General features: G+C 20.6%; 17 protein-coding genes and 1 pseudogene. 15 read left to right on the plus strand and 3 right to left on the minus strand.

Translation table 11 applies throughout. From position 1 onward, the window contains the following. Window positions 1-314 precede the first annotated feature (314 nt). Together ACHMP6_RS00615 and ACHMP6_RS00620 are read right to left on the minus strand one after the other, a co-directional pair. Window positions 315-656: a tRNA nucleotidyltransferase/poly(A) polymerase family protein gene (locus tag ACHMP6_RS00615; RefSeq protein ID WP_412097652.1), complete on the minus strand. Its 342-nt coding sequence runs from the start codon at window positions 654-656 to the stop codon at window positions 315-317. Then, window positions 646-1,536, minus strand: coding sequence for a DegV family protein (locus tag ACHMP6_RS00620; RefSeq protein WP_412097598.1), 891 nt, complete (start codon window positions 1,534-1,536; stop codon window positions 646-648). The genes ACHMP6_RS00615 and ACHMP6_RS00620 overlap by 11 nt, the downstream gene beginning before the upstream one ends. 901 nt (window positions 1,537-2,437) lie before the next feature. Here ACHMP6_RS00620 and ACHMP6_RS00625 point away from each other — a divergent pair. From ACHMP6_RS00625 to ACHMP6_RS00685, 13 genes and pseudogenes are all read left to right on the plus strand, one after another. Next, window positions 2,438-2,974: a signal peptidase I gene (locus tag ACHMP6_RS00625; protein ID WP_412097599.1), complete on the plus strand. Its 537-nt coding sequence runs from the start codon at window positions 2,438-2,440 to the stop codon at window positions 2,972-2,974. Window positions 2,975-3,033: 59 nt separating this feature from the next. Next, a pseudogene (locus ACHMP6_RS00630) lies at window positions 3,034-3,708 on the plus strand (uracil-DNA glycosylase); the annotation flags it as partial. Between the two features lie 41 nt (window positions 3,709-3,749). Next, window positions 3,750-4,658 (plus strand): ribonuclease HIII, encoded by a 909-nt coding sequence (rnhC, locus tag ACHMP6_RS00635; protein WP_412097600.1) that lies wholly within the window; start codon window positions 3,750-3,752, stop codon window positions 4,656-4,658. Between the two features lie 109 nt (window positions 4,659-4,767). Beyond that, complete coding sequence (locus ACHMP6_RS00640) at window positions 4,768-5,181, plus strand: HIT family protein (RefSeq protein WP_412097601.1); 414 nt, start codon at window positions 4,768-4,770, stop codon at window positions 5,179-5,181. Between the two features lie 64 nt (window positions 5,182-5,245). Beyond that, complete coding sequence (gene trhA / locus ACHMP6_RS00645; RefSeq protein WP_412097602.1) at window positions 5,246-5,932, plus strand: PAQR family membrane homeostasis protein TrhA; 687 nt, start codon at window positions 5,246-5,248, stop codon at window positions 5,930-5,932. Between the two features lie 839 nt (window positions 5,933-6,771). Continuing rightward, complete coding sequence (locus ACHMP6_RS00650; RefSeq protein WP_412097603.1) at window positions 6,772-7,881, plus strand: thiamine pyrophosphate-dependent dehydrogenase E1 component subunit alpha; 1,110 nt, start codon at window positions 6,772-6,774, stop codon at window positions 7,879-7,881. A 1-nt stretch (window position 7,882) separates the two neighbouring features. Further along, window positions 7,883-8,869, plus strand: a complete 987-nt coding sequence (locus tag ACHMP6_RS00655; RefSeq protein ID WP_412097604.1) for an alpha-ketoacid dehydrogenase subunit beta — start codon at window positions 7,883-7,885, stop codon at window positions 8,867-8,869. Window positions 8,870-8,999: 130 nt separating this feature from the next. Continuing rightward, window positions 9,000-9,221: a biotin/lipoyl-containing protein gene (locus ACHMP6_RS00660; protein WP_412097605.1), complete on the plus strand. Its 222-nt coding sequence runs from the start codon at window positions 9,000-9,002 to the stop codon at window positions 9,219-9,221. Between the two features lie 90 nt (window positions 9,222-9,311). Beyond that, on the plus strand, window positions 9,312-10,079 hold the full coding sequence (locus ACHMP6_RS00665; RefSeq protein WP_412097606.1) for a dihydrolipoamide acetyltransferase family protein: 768 nt from the start codon (window positions 9,312-9,314) through the stop codon (window positions 10,077-10,079). Window positions 10,080-10,114: 35 nt separating this feature from the next. Beyond that, window positions 10,115-11,497 (plus strand): dihydrolipoyl dehydrogenase, encoded by a 1,383-nt coding sequence (gene lpdA, locus ACHMP6_RS00670; RefSeq protein ID WP_412097607.1) that lies wholly within the window; start codon window positions 10,115-10,117, stop codon window positions 11,495-11,497. Between the two features lie 141 nt (window positions 11,498-11,638). After that, on the plus strand, window positions 11,639-12,397 hold the full coding sequence (locus ACHMP6_RS00675; RefSeq protein WP_412097608.1) for a TatD family hydrolase: 759 nt from the start codon (window positions 11,639-11,641) through the stop codon (window positions 12,395-12,397). A gap of 26 nt (window positions 12,398-12,423) precedes the next feature. Continuing rightward, window positions 12,424-13,008: a lambda-exonuclease family protein gene (locus tag ACHMP6_RS00680; RefSeq protein WP_412097609.1), complete on the plus strand. Its 585-nt coding sequence runs from the start codon at window positions 12,424-12,426 to the stop codon at window positions 13,006-13,008. Between the two features lie 643 nt (window positions 13,009-13,651). Next, a complete protein-coding gene (locus tag ACHMP6_RS00685) occupies window positions 13,652-14,794 on the plus strand; it encodes a hypothetical protein (protein ID WP_412097610.1) in 1,143 nt (380 codons plus the stop codon). 45 nt (window positions 14,795-14,839) lie between these two features. Here ACHMP6_RS00685 and ACHMP6_RS00690 read toward each other — a convergent pair whose 3' ends face one another. Then, window positions 14,840-15,616 (minus strand): Bax inhibitor-1/YccA family membrane protein, encoded by a 777-nt coding sequence (locus ACHMP6_RS00690; protein ID WP_412097611.1) that lies wholly within the window; start codon window positions 15,614-15,616, stop codon window positions 14,840-14,842. Between the two features lie 366 nt (window positions 15,617-15,982). Here ACHMP6_RS00690 and ACHMP6_RS00695 point away from each other — a divergent pair, with 366 nt between their 5' ends. Further along, the gene (locus ACHMP6_RS00695; RefSeq protein WP_412097612.1) at window positions 15,983-16,228 is read left to right on the plus strand and encodes an acyl carrier protein; all 246 of its coding nucleotides are present in this window, start codon (window positions 15,983-15,985) and stop codon (window positions 16,226-16,228) included. A 69-nt stretch (window positions 16,229-16,297) separates the two neighbouring features. Next, window positions 16,298-18,808, plus strand: coding sequence for a leucine--tRNA ligase (gene leuS, locus ACHMP6_RS00700; RefSeq protein ID WP_412097613.1), 2,511 nt, complete (start codon window positions 16,298-16,300; stop codon window positions 18,806-18,808). The last annotated feature ends 15 nt before the right edge of the window (window positions 18,809-18,823 follow it).

Raw genomic sequence — 18,823 nt, forward strand, 5'->3', positions numbered from 1 at the left:
GTTATCAAAAACCCTAAGATGTTTTTTGTTAAAAACATTGATAATTTTGAAAATCGTAACTTTTATTTTTCCAAATAACTTTGATAAACAGTTCAGTTTCAATTCATTTCTGCTTAGTATTATAATTACCCCGTTTATTGCATTTAGCCTTTTTTAATAAGGTTATCCGTGTGAGTCATTCTTCTGGCGTGATCTTCTTGGATATGAATTTCTCCTCAACCCGCTTTTATTCTTTGCTGTAACTTTTGATTCTTTCGTTTCAAAAGCCAAGAATATGAAGGAACATATTATCATGATGTTCGTGATACGTGAAATCACTCAAAATTAGGCATCATTTTACGCCCTGTTACAATTGATGGATGTCTATAATCCAAATAATTACTTTCTTTTCTGAAAATATTAATTTCAAATATATTGTTTTCAAATAAAATTTTTAAAGAACCATATTTTTCATTTATAAAAATACAATTAAATAATTTTTTAATTTTTTCTATATTTGCATTAGTTATTATATCGATATCAGAAAATTTTAAATTTAAAATAAAATCTCTAACAAAACCTCCTACAATAAAAGCTTCAAATCGATTTTTTTTTAATATTTTTAAAATTTTTTGTGCTTGTTTAAATTTTTGAATTTTTTTTTCTTTAAATATTATTTGTTATTTCCTCCTTTAGATTTGGTTCGGTTATAATAATACCTACTCCTATTACATTATTACCTACATGTGCTCCAATAGCTGGTGTAGAAGGAATTTCTAAAATGTTTTTTAAATTAAAATTTTGACATAAAATTGATTTTAATTTTTCTCTTAAGTTATTGTTGCCTGTAAATAGAATAAACATAATAAATTTTTTATTTTTAGTATAATTTTTTATTTTTTCTATTATTGACAAAAAAGCTGCTTCGATGGTGAATTTTTTCTCAATTATTATTATTTGCCCTTTTTCATTAACTTGTAAAATGGGTTTTATTTTGAAAAATCTTCCTAAAAATCCTTTTGTTTTGGTTAAGCGTCCGTTATTTATTAATTGAGTTAAGGAATTCACAACAAAAAAAATAGTATTGTTTTTTTTTAAAAAATTTAAATGTTTAATAACTTGTTCTGTTGAATAACCTTCTGAAAATAAACGTTTTGCTTCAAGAGCGAAATATCCTTCAGAAAAACAAACTGTATTAGTATTATATGGTATTATTTCTATTTTATTTTTAAGAAATTTTTGACTTTGCAAAACAACATTATAACTTCCACTGAGTTTTTTAGATAATGTTGTAACAAATATTGTTTTGTATCCTTTTTGAGCTATTGTTTCAAAATAATTAATTACTTCTCCTAAAGATACTTGAGAAGTTTTAATTACTAGTTTAGGATTTTCATTTAACATATTATAAAAGTTATATGCTGTTAAATTTTTTCCATCTGTATATTCTTTATCGTTTATATAAATTTTAATTCTAATTAAACCAATATCATGATTTTCTTTATAATAATCTAAGCAACTAGTTGATGTGGAAACTACTTTTACATTCATATTCATTAATATCCTCTTTTTTTAATTTTTTTTAATTATAAAAATTTTATTTTTATAAATATTTATACCAAAATATTCACTTTAAAATATTTTGAATAAAAATAATTTTTTCATAATATGAATATTTAATAGTTTTTAATGTTTTTGGGTATTAATTATTTTTTATATTAATACTAAATTAATATGAATAATGTAATACAATTGATTTAATTTTTTTTAATACAATCATTTATTAATAATAACATTTTAATGAAAATTTTTTATTAAAAATTTTTTAATAATTTTTAATTTTTTATTTTTTATGACAATTCATTATTACTACGTGTTTATTTTCATAATTAAAATTAAGTTTAAAAAAATAAATAAATAAATTAGAATAAAATAATAAAAAAAAAATATTTTTTTATTTTTGGAATAATATTGTTTAAAATTTTTTTTAATAAAATTGTTAATTTTTTTTTTCATTTTTCCTCATTTTTTTTATTTTTAATATTTTTTTTCAAAAAATAAAATAATAAAAAATATTTAATTTTATAAAAAAATTATTAAAAAATAATTATAATTATTTTTTATTTTAAATCTTAAAAAATATTTTTCGATATCATGTCAAAATAATAAATGTAAAAAAATATTTTAAATAATAATATTAATATTATAATATTAAGATTATAATATTTTTCTTGTAATATTAAATAAATTAAATAACTTAAATAATTAAAAAAAATGAATTTTTTTGTTTTTTATATTAAAATTAAAAAAATAATAATAATTTTATTATTAATTAATTTAAATATTTTTATATTTTTAATTTTTTTTATAGAATATTAGTATTGTAAGTGTTTTTTTGATTTCAATAAATAAATAATTTTTTAATTAAAATAAAAAAAAAGAAAAGTTAAATTCATATATGTTAATGAAAAAAATAATAAAAAATAAGTTGATTTATTTTTTTAAAATTTTTATTATAATGATAAATATTTTGTTTTTTTATTTATTTTTAATAACTTTGTGCAATTTGTTTTGGTCGCATGAAATAGCTCTTAAATTTTTATTTTTTAATTTTTATAGAGTTGATAGCGGAAGTATGGAACCTTTAATCAAAGTAAATGATATTGTTTTAGTGAGGAAAATTTCTAATAAAGAATGTGATAACTTGAAAGCTTCTCGTGAAGATGGAGATATTATTATTTTTAAAGTGAGAGACAGTGGTTTTTCTTCTTTGGGTAAAAATAATGAAATTAATGTTATTCATAGGGTTATTGATAAAAATTTAAAGGAAAAATTTGTTCAAACTAAAGGTGATGCTAATGCAGGTATTCATGATTGGGAGAAAAAAATTTTTTATGATCAAATTATAGCTAAACATGTTTTCACTTTTTCTTTTTATAATATTTTGTCTTTGTTAATTTTTGTTTTGGTTTTGTTAATTTTTGTTTTTGTTTAATTTTTTGAGTAAAAAAAATTTTTTTACGATAATTAGAAAAAAATATTTAAAATTTAAAAGTTAAAGAAAATATACATATGAATTGGAAAGATATAATTGCTAAAGAACAAAAGAAACCTTATTTTAAAGAAATATTAAATTTTTTAAAAATACAAATTGATAATAAAAAAATTATTTTTCCTTCATTTGATAAAATTTTTAATTCTTTTAAATTAACTCCTTTTGATAAGGTTAAGGTGGTAATTTTAGGACAAGATCCATATATATATTTTAATCAAGCTCATGGATTATCTTTTAGTGTTTATAAAGCGAAAATTACTCCTAGTTTGAAAAATATTTTTAAAGAATTGAAAAATGATTTACATTTAGTTCCGAAAACAAATAATTTAACTCTTTGGGCTTTAGAAGGAGTTTTATTGTTAAATACTATTTTGACCGTAGAAAAAGGAAAATCCTTAAGTCATAAAAATATTGGATGGGAAATTTTTACTCAGAATATTTTGAATTTTTTATTTAAAAAAGAAAATATAGTTTATATTTTATGGGGTAATTTTGCTCATAATTATGCTAAATTTATCGATATTAAAAAAAATTGTATTATTAAAAGCGCTCATCCTTCTCCTTTATCTGCTCATAGAGGTTTTTTTAATTCTAAACCCTTTTCAAAAACTAATCAATATTTAATTAGAAATAATATAACTCCCATAAATTGGGATTTAAATAGGAAAATTTAAAATTATTATTGAAATTTAAATTTTATAAAAGGATCAACAAATTGTTAAATTTTTATATTTTTAAACAATTAACATTATTTCAAATTGATAATATTCGTGTTTTTTACAAATCGTTTATAGTTGATGTTGATAATAAGAATAATAATGTTTTTTTTATAGTTAATAAAAAAAATATACAAATTACCGTCTACAAAAACGGTACTTTATTGGTTCAAGGGAAAATTGAACAAAAAGAAATTGAAAATTTAAAAAAAATTTTAGGTTTTTCTTCTAATAAGGAATATTCAATATACAATAATTATGATAATTATAATGATATAATTGGTTCTGATGAGGTTGGAACTGGTAGTTTCTTTGGACCTGTAGTTGTCTGTTCTGCTTTTGTTTCTAAGGAAAATTTTATTTTTTTTAAAAATAAAGGTATAAAAGATTCAAAAAAATTATCTAGTAAAGAAATTTTCGATTTAATGTTTTTAATTAAACAAAAAATACCTTATTGTGTTTACAATATTTCTCCTAATAAGTACAATATTTTAAAAAAAAAAATAAATTTAAACGAAATAAAAGCTTTATTTCATAATTATGCTATTATAAAAATTTTACACAAGATAGGTAAAAATGTTAAAGTTATTATTGATCAATTTGCTTCTCCTCAAAAATATTACGATTATTTAAAAAAAGAAAAAACAGTATATAGAGAAGTTTTATTTGAAACAAAAGCTGAACAAAAATATTTATGCGTGGCTATTGCTTCTATTATTGGGAGATATTATTTTTTAAAAGAAATCGATAAACTTAGTCAAAAAGTAGATATGAAATTAAAAATTGGATGTTCAAAAGAAGTAGATCAACAGATATTAGAAATTTACAATTCTTATGGGTTAGAAATTTTTAATGAAATAGCTAAGTGTCATTTTAAAAATTTAAAAATTTATTTTAATATTAGATAAATATTTTTTTGTTTTATTTATTTAATATTATTTAATATTTTTTGTTTTTTTAAAAAACAAAATATTGATAATTAAATTCAAAAATTTAAAGAAATGTGAGTTATTTTTTATGCTTAATATTTTTCAAAAAATTATAGATAGACAAATACCTAGTTATATTATTTACGAAGATGAATTGGTTATTGTTTTTTTAGACAAAATGCAATCTACTAAAGGGCATACTTTGGTAGTTACTAAAAAACCATATATCAATATTGAAGAAGTGCCTGAAGATGTTTTTGCTTATGTTTTTAAAATAGTTCATAAAATTAGTAAAATTTTATTAAAAACTTTTCAAGCTAAAGGGATTAATTTATTAAATAATAACGGGGTCATGTCTGGACAAACAGTTTTTCATTTTCATGTTCATTTGATTCCTAGATTTGATAAAAATGAATTTAATTTTAGTTTTATTGATAATAGTGATAAATTAACTCCAAAAGATTATTATCAAATTCAAAAAAAAATTATTGCCAACTTATAAAATAAATTCAAATATTTTATATTTTTTTGAAAATTAACAATAAGAAAGAAAAGAATTATTTTATATGAAAAATATTCATTGTACTAATAAAAAAAATTCAAAACAAACTATAGGGGAAGAAATTGCTAATTCTATTTCTCATTTTTTAATGATTCCTTTAAGTGTTTTTATTTTTTTTATTTATTATGATATTATTAAGCATAAAAATGAACCTATTTGGCCTTTATTTTGTTTTTTTATTAATATGTTTAATCTTTATCTTTTTAGTTTTTTATATCATTCTTGTGTTTTTAATAAAGCTAAAATTTATTTTCAAAGAATTGATCATATTTGTATATATTTATTAATATGGGGAAATTTTATGCCTTTTTTATTTTTTATAAAATCTTTACAAAGTTCATTCTTTTTGTTTCCTTTTTTAACTTTTTCGCAAATTTTCTTTTTTTTTCAAACAATTTTAGTTTTTTTAGGTATTTTTTTGAAGATTTTTTTTATGAATAAATGGAATAGAATGCATTTGTTTTTTTATTTATTGTTAGGTTGGAGTGGATTAATAATTTTATCTTATTTATGGCAATTAGATTTAAGGATATTAATTTTATTATTTTTTGGAGGTATTTTATATAGTATAGGTATTATTTTTTATAATCAATCATATAAAAAATATTATCATTTTATTTGGCATATTTTTGTAATTTTAGGCAATTTATTTCATGTCGGTTCTGTTTATTATTTGATAACAGCATTATAGTTTTATTATTTTTGTAAAAAAATAAATTTTCTTTTTATTATATTAATTTTATGAAAAATAAAATTATTCCAAATTATTACGTTTTTCCCGTATAATAAAAACTATTTGACAAAATTTAAAAAATAAGTTACTATTATTTGTGATGATTATAATAGTATATTTTTCATAATTAATTTTTATTTTTTCAATAAAAAATAAAATAATAATAGTGAAAATTATTAAAAAAATAATAAATGTAGTTATTATAAATTCGAATATTATTGTGTATATTTTATATTTTTTTAATTTATGCTTTATATTGTTTTTGATATTTTTATATATATTTTTAATTTTAATTTTTTCGTAATTTTCAAATTTAAAAAAAATTATTATTATATATAGCTTTATAAAAATCAAATATAAATACGTACGTAAATAAAATAAAAATAATAATGTTATAAATATAATATATAAAAAAAATTAAAATGTTTTGAATTTGTTATTTATATTATATTTTTGTTTTTTATTTTTTTTGATAATTTCAAGAATTGATATTTTTTTGATTTTCAAATTAAATTATATTTATTTAATGTTTTTTAATTTTTTCACATTTATGAATATTATTGTTTTTTGTTTGTGTATAAATTAAGGGTTTAATTTTATAAAAAAATTAAATTATTTTTTATTATTGTAATTATATGTTTTTTATTTTTCAAAATTTATTTTTTTCATTTTATTTTAATATTTATTTTTTATTATTTCGTTAATATTTATTATTTTGGATGATTTATATCTTAATTTTAAATTTTTTTAAATTTTAAAATAATGTAAAAAATATGTTTTGAAAGGTATATTTTTAAATGAAAGTTATTGATTTAAGTGTTTACGATCCTTTAAAGAAAAAAAAATTTCAAATTTTAGATTTAGATGGCAATATTATTGATGGTCAAAAAGAGCCTAATATATCTGATGATAAATTGTTAAAAATGTATAAAACTATGGTTTTAGCTAGAGTTGCAGATGTAAAAGCTTTACAATATCAAAGACAAGGAAAAATGTCAGCTTATATTTTAAATAAAGGACATGAAGCTGCTCAGATAGGTTCAGCATCTGCTATGGATAAAAATGATTGGTTTTCTCCTTATTTTCGTGATATTGGTTTCTTTTTGTATCGAGATCCTAATTTTTTAGAAGACGCTTATTTATATTGGTATGGTAATGAAAAAGGTTCTAAAAGAGCTATTGAATTAAAATGTTTACCAGTTAATATAATTATTGGCTCTGGTATAACGATAGCTGCCGGTTTAGCTTGGGCTAGTAAATTGCAAAATAAAAAAGAAATAACTGTAGCTACTATTGGAGATGGAGGCACAGCTCATGATGAATTTTATTCAGGTTTAAATTTTGCTTCTGTTTTTAAATCTCCTTTATTAGTTATAATTATGAATAATCAGTATGCTATTTCAACTCCTAGAAGAATTGCTTCTAATACTTACACTTTAGCAGAAAAATGTTATGCTTTTGGTATTCCTGGAATACAAGTAGATGGAAATGATGTTTTAGCTGTTTATACTGCTGTTAAACAATTTTCTGAAGATATTAGGAAAGGAAAAGGTCCTGGACTTATAGAGTTAGTTACTTATCGTATGGGCGCTCATACAACTAATGATAATCCTAGTTTGTATCGTTCAAAAGAAGAAGAACATGAATGGGAAAAGAAAGATCCTATTATACGTTTTCAAAAATATTTATTAAATAAAAATATATTGACAAAAGAATTAATCGACAACATACAAAAAGAAACAGAACAATTTGTTTCTCAAGTGCATAGTAAAATTATTTCTTATGGTAACGAAGTTAAACCTATTGAGATATTTCAACATATGTATCATAAAATGACTCCTCAATTAGAAGAACAATTAAAAGAACATGAAAGTTTTTTAGATTCGTTGCAGAAAGAAGGAAAATAAAATGGCTTTAAGAAATTTATTGCAATCTATTAATCATGCTTTAGATTTAAATTTTTCAAAAAATCCTAAATTAGTTTTTTTTGGACAAGATGTAGGTAAATTAGGAGGAGTTTTTAGAGTAACTCAAGGATTACAACAAAAATTTGGTGAAAATAGAATTGTTGATGTTCCTATTAGTGAGTCTGGTATTGTAGGTAGTGCTGTTGGTATGTCTATTAATGGATTAATACCTATTGCTGAGATTCAATTTGACGGTTTTGTTTCTACAGGATTACAAGATTTAGTTTCTCATGCGGTTAGAATGAGAAATCGTACAAGAGGCAGTATACATTGTCCACTTGTAATAAAAATTCCTGTTGGTGCAGGTCTTCAATCTTCTTTAGAACATCATTCTGAAAGTATCAATACTTTAATGGGTAATATTCCTGGATTAAAGGTTGTTATACCATCTAATCCTTATGATGCGAAGGGATTATTGAGTGCTGCAATTAATTCTCCCGATCCGGTAGTTTTTTTGGAACCTAAGTTTTTATATCGTTATGAAAAGCAAGAAGTTCCTGATGAATATTATGAAGTTCCTATTGGCAAAGCTAAAGTAGTTAAAGAAGGAAATGATATTACTTTGGTATGTTGGAGTTCGGCTGTCCCTATTTCTAAGTTAGCTATAGAAATTTTAGAAAAAGAAGGCATTTCTGTAGAATTAATAGATTTAAGAACTATTAATCCTATGGATAGAGAAACTATTTTTAATTCCGTTAAGAAAACTGGAAGATTAGTAGTTGTACAGGAAGATCCAAAAACTTTTGGTCCAAGTTCAGAAATTATTACTTTGGTTAACGAATATGTTTTTGAATATTTAAAAACAGCTCCAAGAAGAATTACTGGATATGATATTGTAATGCCTTTAGTAAGAGGGCAACACCATCAATGTTTAAATATGAATAAAGTTGTTTATGGTATTCGTAAAATTTTTAATAACAATAAATAATTAATTAAACAAAAATAATAGTGTTTGTTATTTTAAAAAATTATTACATTTACTTTTTTATTCAGAAATAAAAAATTTAAAAATTCAAAAAAATTATAAAGAAAAGAGATAATTTTAGAAATATAATATTATGAAAATAGAAGAATTAAGATTTACAGAAGAAGAAGGAACAATTATAAATTGTAATTTTAAAGTTGGAGATAAAGTTCAAGAAGGCGAAATAATTTTTGTTATTGAAACTGATAAAATAAATGCTGAAATAACTTCTCCTAAAACAGGCGTTGTGAAACAATTATTTTTCAAAGAACAAGATATTGTTAAAAGCGGAGATTTATTAGCTTTAATTGAATAATTGTAAAAAAAATAAAAAAAATTATAATAAGTATTTATAAAAAATAAATTGATTTATTTATAAACATAAAGTTATTAAGGAAATATATAAATGACAAATAATAATATAAATAGTTCCATTTCTCAAAAAGAAGATTCTAAACAAGAAAATAATGTTGATATAGAAGTTGTAAAAATTTCAAGATTAAGAAAAGCTATTGCAAAACAAATGGTTATTTCTAAAACTATTATTCCTGAAGTTACTTTAATTGATGAAATTAATATTAATAAATTAGTTTCTTTAAGAAAAAAAATGAAAATAGAAGCAGAAAAAAAAGGAATTAAATTGACTTATATATCGTTTATTGCTAAAGCTGTTATTTTAGCTTTACAAGAATTTCCTTTATTAAATTCTAGTTTTTCAGATGAAAAAGAAGAAATTATAATTAAAAAAAATATTAATTTAGGTATAGCTGTAGATACAAAACAAGGTTTAATAGTTCCTAATATTAAAGATGTTGCTAATTTAAGTGTTTTTTCATTAGCTAAACAAATTCAATTAATAGTTCAAAAAACTATAGATAGGAAGATTGAATTAAATGATATTACTAAAGGAACTTTTACTTTAAGTAATTATGGCTCTATTGGGGCTTTATATGCAACACCTATTATTAATCATCCTGAAGTTGCAATTTTAGGTATCGGAAAAATGTTACAAAAGCCGGTAGTAGAAAATGAAAATATTAGTATTGGTAATGTATTACCATTTAGTTTAACTTTTGATCATCGTGTAATTGATGGCAGTTATGGTGTTAAGTTTTTGAATAAAATTAATTCTTTGCTTTGTGATACTTCTGTATTAGAAGAAAATATTTTTTAAATTTTTAAATATTTTGAAAAAGAGAAAATATAATGATGAAACTGTATGATATTGTTATTATTGGCGGAGGTCCTGGAGGATATGTTTCTGCTATTAAATCTTCTCAATTAGGAGCTAAAGTAGCTTTAATAGAAAAACATAAAATTGGTGGAATTTGTTTAAATTATGGTTGCATACCTACAAAAGCTTATTTAAAAAATGCTAAAGTTTTTAGTTTATTTAAAAAAGCTAAAGAATTTGGCATTGATGTTTCGGTTGAACAATTAAATTTTAATTGGGAAGATATTTTAAATCGTAAAAATAAAATAGTTAATAATTTAACTAGTGGTATTCGTTTTTTATTAAAAAAAAATAAAGTTGATTTATATGAAGGATTTGGCGAAGCTTTGTCTTTTGATAAAATTAAAGTTAATAATGAAATTATAAAAACGAAAAAGTTGATTATAGCTACTGGTTCTAGTGCTTTTATTCCTCCTATACCAGGCGCAGAAGAATCTTATAATAAAAAATATTTGTACACTAGTAAGGAATTAGTTCAAATAGAATTTGTGCCTAAGAAAATGATAATTATAGGTGGAGGAGTAATTTCTGTTGAATTTGCTACTATTTTTAGTAATTTTGGCACAGAAGTTATTATTTTAGAAAGAGAAGAAAATATTTTAAATAATATGGACCATGATGTTATTAAATTTTATTCTTCTAAATTAGCTAATAATAATATTAAAGTTATTACTCAAGCTCAAGTTAATAAGATTGAAAATAATAAAGTTTATTATTTGCATAATCAAGAACAACATTTTTTGACTTCTGATATTATTTTAATGGCTGTCGGTAGTAAACCTAATATGAAAGGTATTGAAAATTTAAAATTAAATACAGATAAATTAGGCATTGTTACAGATGGTTTTTTAAGAACTTCTGTACCAGGAGTTTATGCTATTGGCGATGTAAATGGACGTTCTATGTTAGCACATACTGCTAGTCATGAAGGAATGATAGCTGTTCATGATGCTTTAGGTTTAAAAAAGTTAGTTAAAACTATTAATTATGATCATATTCCTTCTTGTGTTTATGGTTTTCCTGAAATAGCTTCTATAGGATTGACTGAAGAGCAAACTAAATTAAAAAATATTGATTATAAAGTATCTAAATTTCCTGTTAAGGCTATAGGAAAAGCTTTAGCTGATGGCGAAACTGATGGTTTTGCTAAATTAATTATTGATAAAAATAATTTTAATATTTTAGGTATGCATATAGTAGCTTATAATGCTACTGAATTAATAAGCGAAATCGGATTAGCTATGGGAACAAAAAGCACAGCTTATGATATAGTTCATAATGTACATCCTCATCCTACTTTATCTGAATTAACTTTAGAAACTTTTTTAGGAGCAATTGATAAAGCAATACATATTTAGTAAACATTTAAAATATTATTTATTTTTTAAAAATAAAAATACCCTATTAATTAAATTCATTAAATAGGGTATTTTTTATAATTTAATTTTTTTAATAAAAAAAATAAAAATTTTAAAAAGAAATGAAAATAAATTAAAATTATGTTAATCGATACTCATGCACATTTAAATTTGAATATTTTTGAAAAGGAATTAGAAGAAATACTAAAAAGATCTTTTCAAAATAATGTTAAATATTTTATTGTCCCTGGTTTAAATGAAGAAACAAATAAAAAAGCCATTATCTTATCGCGTAAATACTCTTGTATTAAGGCAGCTGTAGGAATTCATCCTTGTTATTGGCTTAACGAAGATCCTTTAAAAATTGAGAAATATTTAAAAAATAATAATGACATTGTTGCTATAGGAGAAATAGGTTTAGATTTGTATCATGAAGCCAATTCCCTTTCTATTCAGAAAAAAAATTTAAAAATACAAGTAGAACTAGCTATAAAATATAATTTACCTATTATTCTACACGCAAGAGAATCTTTTGATGAAATAATAAAAATTCTTTTACCTTATAAAGGGAGAATTAATGGAGTTTTTCATTGTTTAACTACACGATTAGAAGAAGTTCAAAAAGCTATTGATTTAGGATTTTATGTTGGTTTAGGAGGTATTGTTACTTACGAAAAAGCCGTTGAAGCTCATAAAATTGTAAAATATACTCCTTTAGATAAAATTTTATTAGAAACAGATGCTCCTTTTTTAACTCCTTTTCCTATAGCAAAAAACACAAGAAATGAACCCTCTTTTATAAAAATTATAGCTGAAAGAATTTCTTTTTTAAAAAAAATTAGTTTTGAAGAAGTTTGTTTTCAAACTACTGAAAACGCTAAAAAATTATTTAAGATTTAAAATTTTTAAAAAAGAAAGGTTTTTTTATGTTTCAAATTTTTAATTTAGAACAAAATTCATTTGAGTGGCACGAACATAGAAAAAAATATATTAATGCTTCTGAAGTTGCATCTATTATGGGTTTAAATCCTTTTGAAAGTGAAAAATCTATTTTTAGAAGAAAGCTTTTTAATGAAAAAATAAAAGAAAATAAAGCTATTCTTCATGGTAGAAAGTTAGAGCCGGAAGCTAGAAAATTTTTTAATATAGTTAATAAAAGTAATTTCAAACCTGTTGTTTTTGTTAAAGAATTTTTTTCTGCTTCTTTAGATGGTTGGGATCAAGTTTTTCAAAGTATTTTGGAGATTAAATGTCCTATTTCTTTAGATACTAGAATTTGGAATAATTTTTTTATTAATGATATTATTCCTATTTATTATTATGCTCAAATTCAAGCTCAATTGTATTGTTCAGAAGTTGAGAAAGCTTTTTTTTTAGTATATCGAACATATCAAAATGCTAAGATCAAAGAAATAAAAAAAGATTTAGATTTTATAAATAAAATGTATGAAAAATGTCGTGTTTTTTATTTTCTTTTAGAAGAAGCTCGGCAAATTTTATATCAGTTATAATTTTTAACATTAAAATTATATTTTTTAAAAAGATATATTATATATATAATTATTAATGAATTAATTTTTTTGTTTTTTTTATTGTTTTTTTAATATTTATCGAATTATTATGAATTAATTTATTTATTTTATTTCTTTTTATTTTTAATAATTTAACAAATTTTAATTTTTTAAAAATTAAAAAAAATAAAAATATAATGTTAGAGGATGAAATTTGTTTTTTTTAGATGATATTATTTTTACTTTAAAAAAATATTTTTTAATTTTTAAAAATTTTATAGAAAATTATTTTTTTTCTTTTTATTATTGTATTTTAAGACATTTTAAAAATTTATTATCAATTAAAGATTATGATTTTAATTTAAAATTGTTTCAAAATGTTGATATTCTTTTTTCATTATTGTATTCATTTATTTTTTTGTTTTTCGTTTTATTTATTGTTTTTTTTATACATGATATTTTTTTATTTTTTGTTTCTATATTTGGCATTATTTTTCAGTTTATTTTATTAATATTAAAATTTTTTTATATTTTTTTAAAAAAAATTTTGCTGTTTTTTAAAGAAATTTTTTTGTTTTAAAAAAATTTTTTCTATAAATAATTTTTAAAATGTTTTTCTAAAAAAGGAGAAATTTTGTTTTTTATGAAAAAAAAAATCAATAAAAAAAAATATATATTTTTTTTATTTGTCATAATGATAGTAATTTTTTTTATTCTTTTGATGCTTTTATTATTTAATTTTAAATTATTTAAATTTGATATTCAGAAATTTTTTAAACAAAGAAATGTTTCTTCTGAACCATTTTCTATAGAAGAAATTCAAAAAATAAAATCAACAAATACATTAGATTTATTAACAGAAAAAAAAGATACAAGCACTTTGGAAATGAATAATAATGAATTAAATGATAAAGATTTAATGAACGAAGCGAAAGTCAATTATTTAGAAAACCAAAATGGAGAAAAAAAGATATTAAACAATAATTCGTTCAATGATTCTAATATTGCTTCTTCTTCGCAAACAGAAGCAGAAGATAATAATTCTGAAGAAAGCGATAAGGACAATTTTGTTTCTCAAATTAAAATTTTGAATGAGAATAGTTCAACAGAATTATTAACAAAACCAAAAGATACAAGTACTTTTATATTAAAAAATAATGAATTAAATGATAAAGATTTAATTAAAGAAACTCAAATAAATACTTCTTTAGAAAGAAAAAATGAAGAAAAAAAGATATTAAATAATGATTCGTTCAATAATTCTAATATCGCTTCTTCTTTACTAACAGAAGATAATAATTCTGAAGAAAACAATAAGGTTAATTTTTTTGCTCAAATTAAAATTTTGAATGAAATTATTGACAATTTAAAAAAAGTAAATGAAGAGATAACAAATAAAAATGAACAATTAGAAGAAGAGAATTTGGAATTTATTGAAGAAAATTTACAATTGTTAAAAAAATATCAAAAATTAGATTTATCTTTTAAACAATTCTCTCATTATGTTTTTTTAGAATTAAATTCTGGTATCCATTATGGAATGACTAAAGAACAAGTTAAATTTTTAATTAAAAAAATTAAAAAAGAAGGCGAAAGTAATCAATTAAAATACGGAATAAAAAAAAACAATAAACAATATCATGACGATTTTATAAATATTATTCCAGAAAATTCAAAAAATAAATATTTTAAATTATTAAATGATGACAAAGATATCGTTGATTGTTTAGTTTCTTTAGGTATGATTATTAGTGCTGCTAAATTTTTATCTTTAGTTATTATTTAAAAAATAATCAAAAAATCAAAATTTTTTGATTATTTTTTTATATTTTTAGTCATTGTATTTTTTAAAAAAACCTAATATTTGTAACAAGTTAATTAAATTTTTAAAAATCCAGATTAAAGTTATATGAAATCCTAATGCAATATTCCATTCATTATCTTTATGCAATCTATTAGATATTATAAAATCAGCATCTTCGAAATCTACTGCTAAACTCATACATCCTAAAAATAAAGAAAACACAGTTATAAGAAGTGAAAAAAAATTTAATAATCTGAAAAATTGCATAACAATTAATAATAACAATGATATTAATAAAAATGATCTAAATTTTTGGTTTATTTTTATTATATTACAGGAATATAAAAAATGAGATATTGTGAAAAGCAATATAGTTGATGTTAAAGCTATAGTTATTCCTTCTATTGCATTTTTATAAGCAATATTCAAAAATGATAGAAATAAACTTAAATTAATTCCTTCTATTAAAGCAAAAGAAATTGCTATAAATTTTCTTATACGAATATTTACCATGTTAATCATAATAACTAAAATAAATTGTATAATAGAAAGTAAAAACACATACGTAAATAATTTATTGACAAAATTAAAATTAGTATAATATTGTGTTTGTAATAAAAAACGATAAGTTGTTATTGAAGTGGCTATTGTGCATAAAAATAAAAAAAATGTTTTTAGTGAAATTGATTTTTTGGAACAAATGTTTTTATCATCTAATTTCGCAAATTTTCGACTTTTTGTTTTTGCTTCATTTTTTATTCTTTCAATTAATGGATTATTTTTAAAAATTGTTTTTTTGTTCATTTTATTTATTGACACCTCTATTTCATAATTTTAAAAATGATAAATATTTTTTATTTTAAAATTGAAATTTATCATTATTATATCATTTATATTATTTTTTGAAAAGTATTGTTTTTTACAAAATAAAAAAAATTTATTTTTTTTAACTTTTTTGTTTTTTTTAAAAAAATATAATTATAATTATATATAATTTTTATATTTATTTTTTTAAAAACTAAATAATGAAAATTTAAACATAAATAAAATTAAATTTTATAAAATGAAAAATTTTGATTATTATTTTTTTTTAGTTAATTTGAAATTTAATTTTATTATTTACTAATTGTTTTATAAATTTTTTACTTATAGTTGTAACAGAGGTTTAATATGATTTTAAAAGAAATTAAAAAAATAATTGTTGAAAAAAAAACTTTTTTAAAAGAAGAAGATATTAATTTAGAAACTAAATTAAAAGATAATTTAGGTTTAGATTCTTTTGATGCTTTTGAAATTGTTATTGAATTGGAAAAACGTTTTTTTTTAAAGATTAGCGATGAGGCAGTTAATCAATTTAAAACTATTGGAGATGTTGTCGAATATATTCAAAAAAATATTATTTATTCTAAAAAATAAATAAATTGTAAATTTATTTATTTAAAATTTTGATAAAAAAATAAAGTTAAAGGTTAATTTGGTTAATATATGTTGATATATGATTTTAAAAAAATAGAATCTCAATGGCAGTCTCATTGGAAAAAGAATAAAATTTTTAAAACTAAATTCGATTTAACTAAAAAAAAATTTTATTGTTTAGATATGTTTCCTTATCCTTCTTCATCTGGTTTACATGTAGGACATATTGAAGGTTATACAGCAAGCGATATTGTCAATAGAATTAAAAGAATGCAAGGATATAATGTTTTACATCCTTTTGGTTTTGATAGTTTTGGTTTGCCTGCTGAACAATATGCTTTAAAAACTGGGAATAATCCTAGAGAATTTACTTATCAGAATATAGAAAATTTTAAAAAACAGATAGAATTGCTAGGAAAAGGAGTAGATTGGGACACTGAGATTGCTACTTCTGATCCTTATTTTTATAAATGGACTCAGTGGATTTTTAAAAAATTTTACGAACACAAAATAGCGGTTTTGAAAGATGTAGAAGTAAATTTTTGTGAAAAACTTGGTACTGTTTTGGCTAATGAAGAAGTTATTAAAACTTCTAAAGGATTTGTTTCAGAAAGAGGTAATTTTCCTATTGTTAGAAAAAAAATGAAACAATGGGTTTTAAAAATTAATAATTATGTAGAACCACTTTTAAAAGGTTTAGAAGAATTAGATTGGCCTTCGCAAGTTAAAGAAATTCAAAAGAATTGGATAGGAAAACAAGAAGGTTTTGTTTTTAATTTTGAAATTGATGGTTTTGAAGAAGTTTATTTAAGTGTTTTTACTACTAAACCTAATACTATTTTTGGGGTTAATGCTTTAATTTTAGCACCTGAACATAATTTGATTAACGATATTGTTAAAAAGAAATTTGCTGTTTCAGTCAATGAATATATAACTCAAATTTCACAAAAAAGCGATTTAGAGCGTAATATTAATTATGAAAAAACAGGAGTTTTTACAGGAAGTTATGCTATAAATCCTTTTAATAAGAAAAAAATTCCTATTTGGATTTCAGATTATGTTTTATCTCATTACGGAACAGGAGCTATTATGTGTGTTCCTTTTTGTGACAAAAGAGATTTTTTGTTTTCTAAAAAATATAATTTAGAAATTATTCGTATTTTTGAAAATCAAAATCATAAAGTTGCAAATGATATTAAACATAATTCAGATTATTTAGAAGAAAATTATTCAAAAATAGAAGAAGATGATTTTTGTGAATCTTTGGAAGAAGGTTTTTTTATTAACAGTGATTTTTTAAATGGTCTTAATAATGAAGAATCTCATAAAAAAATAATTGAAATAGCTTCGCAAAAAAAATGTTTTTTAAAACGTACTACTTATCAAATACGCGATATATTGTTTTCTCGTCAAAGATATTGGGGAGAGCCTTTTCCTTTAAGGTATGATAACGATAATAATATTTATTTAGAAAAAGATGAATCTTTACCTATTGAATTGCCTGTTTTAGAAAAAATTGAGATTTCAGGAGATGGTACTTCTCCATTGTCTAAAGTTTTTTCATGGTTGTATTTTAAAGAAAACGGAATTAATTACAAAAGAGATTCTAATACTATGCCTCAGTTTGCGGGTAGTTCCTGGTATTATATTGCATATATTTTAAAAAATTCTTCTTTAAATTGTATTTCTGATTTAAACAGCAAAAGTTCTAAAGTTTTATTAGATTATTTTTTACCTGTTGATTTATATATTGGAGGAAAAGAACACTCAGTAGGGCATTTAATATATTCTCGCGTTTGGAATAGATTTTTATTTGAATTAGGAATAGTTTCTTGTCAAGAACCTTTTCAAAAATTAGTTAATCAAGGAATGATCTTAGGACATGATAAAATGAAGATGAGTAAGTCTAAAAATAATAGTGTTAACGCTACTTCAGTTTTAGAACAATATGGATCTGATGTTATTAGACTTTATATTATGTTTTTAGGACCTTTAGAAGATGATAAAATTTGGAATGAAAATGGAATAAAAGGTATTCAACGTTTTTTAAATAAAGTTCATAAAATTTGTTTTTCTTTTATAAGTTCTGAAGAAAATTCAATTTTAGTTTCTGAATTGCAAGAAACAATTAAATTAGTCACTGAATATTATGAAAAATTAAAATTTAATAAAGTAATTAGTCAATTAATGATTTTTATTAATAAAGTTTTTCATTATAAACAAATAAGTCATGAACAAATGAAAATTTTTTTACAATTATTAAATCCTATAGCACCTCATTTAACAGAAGAATTAAATAAAAAAGTTCTAAAAAATAAAGAAGAATTGGTTTTTTCTAAATGGCCTTCTTTTTGTAAGGATAAAATTGATTTTACTCATTTAAAAGAAAAAAAAGAAATTATAATTCAAATTAATGGAAAATTTAAAACTAAGATTTCTTTTAATCAAAAAAATATAAATAAAGAAATAATTTTAAAAGAGGTTTTAAAAAACAATAAGATAATGAAATATCTTAAAAAAGATAAAGAAATTAAGAAAGTTATTTATATTTCTAATAAATTATTAAATTTGGTAATTTGATTTTTTTTAATTATG

Origin of the sequence: Candidatus Phytoplasma palmae (assembly GCF_046896035.1) — a bacterium.
GTDB lineage: Bacteria > Bacillota_I > Bacilli_A > Acholeplasmatales > Acholeplasmataceae > Phytoplasma > Phytoplasma palmae.